This window comes from Ruegeria sp. CK2 (assembly GCF_056536585.1).
Genome location: NZ_JBQFPW010000061.1, coordinates 1 through 1,399 on the forward strand (window position 1 = coordinate 1; position 1,399 = coordinate 1,399).

3 protein-coding genes are annotated in these 1,399 nt (G+C 52.5%); 2 read left to right on the top strand and 1 reads right to left on the bottom strand.

The window, feature by feature from the left end; all coding sequences use genetic code 11:
* Both ACR0BU_RS24670 and ACR0BU_RS24675 read left to right on the top strand, forming a co-directional pair.
* A partial coding sequence (locus ACR0BU_RS24670) for a hypothetical protein (RefSeq protein ID WP_480739571.1) occupies positions 1-234 on the top strand: 234 nt, incomplete at its 5' end.
* Positions 235-419: 185 nt separating this feature from the next.
* On the top strand, positions 420-854 hold the full coding sequence (locus ACR0BU_RS24675; RefSeq protein ID WP_480739573.1) for a GNAT family N-acetyltransferase: 435 nt from the start codon (positions 420-422) through the stop codon (positions 852-854).
* Between the two features lie 231 nt (positions 855-1,085).
* Here ACR0BU_RS24675 and ACR0BU_RS24680 read toward each other — a convergent pair.
* Positions 1,086-1,399 (bottom strand): cysteine hydrolase family protein (locus ACR0BU_RS24680; RefSeq protein WP_480739574.1); only part of this gene is annotated, 314 nt, incomplete at its 5' end.

Here is a 1,399-nt window from a genome sequence, read left to right on the forward strand (position 1 = left end):
ACCCTGTTCGCAACGCCTCAACAAAGCCGTCTTGTGCGTTTGGTGGCAGAGGAGCACCACGGCTTTATCCTCGCACTCAACTCGTCTGCAAATTACCTCGGCATTGCGGTGGGGTCAGCACTGGCAAGCGCGCTCGGTATCATTACTGGGCTTTGGGCGCTGCCCGTTGGTGCATTGGGTCTGCTGGCTCTGACAGCTGCGGTGACGGTTGCATTCGGTGCCATCAATAGATGAGAGCGCGTCAAAGTCAGTGCGAAAACGTCGCCATGGGTATATTGGCAACGTAAACCCGGCTGACTTTGAAGAGAGGTCAGCCGGATCTTTTGAAACTGTCCACTGAAATGGGGCAAGACGACTTACTTCCAGTTGAGGCAAGTTGAAGAGAATGACCGAAGTGAGACCATTGCTGGAGCGCCAACATGTCATCGTCACTTAGCTTTCGTTATGCTGAGAAAACAGATGCGCCTGCTATTGCACGTTTAATGAACCATATGGGATTTGATCATTCGGCGCAGGAAATAGAACGTCGTTGGAACCTAATAGGCTGCCACGAACAAGACCATCTTCTTCTTGCGCTGGAAGGCCTGGTACCCGTGGGTGCTGTAGCAGTTCATATTGCCCCTTTACTCTTTTATCCTCAGCCTTTGGCTCGGATCACAACGTTAGTGGTCGATAGTTCGAAACGAAGGCAGGGCATAGGGAACACTTTGGTCAATGAGGCAATCTCGCTGGCGCGAAAGTCTGACTGCGACACTATTGAGTTGACGACGGGTCTTGCTCGCGACGAAGCGCACGCGTTCTATCGTTCAATAGGTTTTCAAAACTCAGCCTTGAGGATGAGCCGTCGGCTTTAGACCCGGCCCGAAACCCCTGATGACTTGGTGTGTTCGACGGGCTGCGAAGTCCCGCATTTTACCAGTTCGCGCACCGCGCCGCTCGCAACGGTGTTTTTCCCGAACCGGCCGTTCGTGACCGACGCGGCTAAGGTTCAGAAAGAGCCCAATCCTGCCAGCATTCGACATATTTCGAATTGCTGGTTTGGGTTTTAGGCAATGCGAAACAGACTTAAAGGAGCCGTTTGCGTATCAGAGCAAAGAGATCGCGTTGATCACCGTTTCGCGGTTTTGAACAGCGCCCGTTTGCAAATACTCCATTGCTCTGAGCGCAGCTTCATGGGCTTGGAGGGATGAACCGCCGACGCAATCCTCCACAACGCGGCAGAAGTAGTCTGATTGATGGCCATCAACGAACGTGTAGTGCACACAAACATCGGTCAGGCCTCCGCATAGTATCAGAGTATCTACCTTTAGGCCGCGCAGCAGAATTTCGAAATCGGTTCCAAAAAACGCAGAATAACGCCGCTTCGGAACCAAATAGTCACCAGTGCGATATCCCATCT

Bases quoted from the DNA above. Each gene is read 5' to 3' on its own strand.
- ACR0BU_RS24675 (WP_480739573.1), top strand. From the start codon at position 420: ATGTCATCGTCACTTAGCTTTCGTTATGCTGAGAAAACAGATGCGCCT.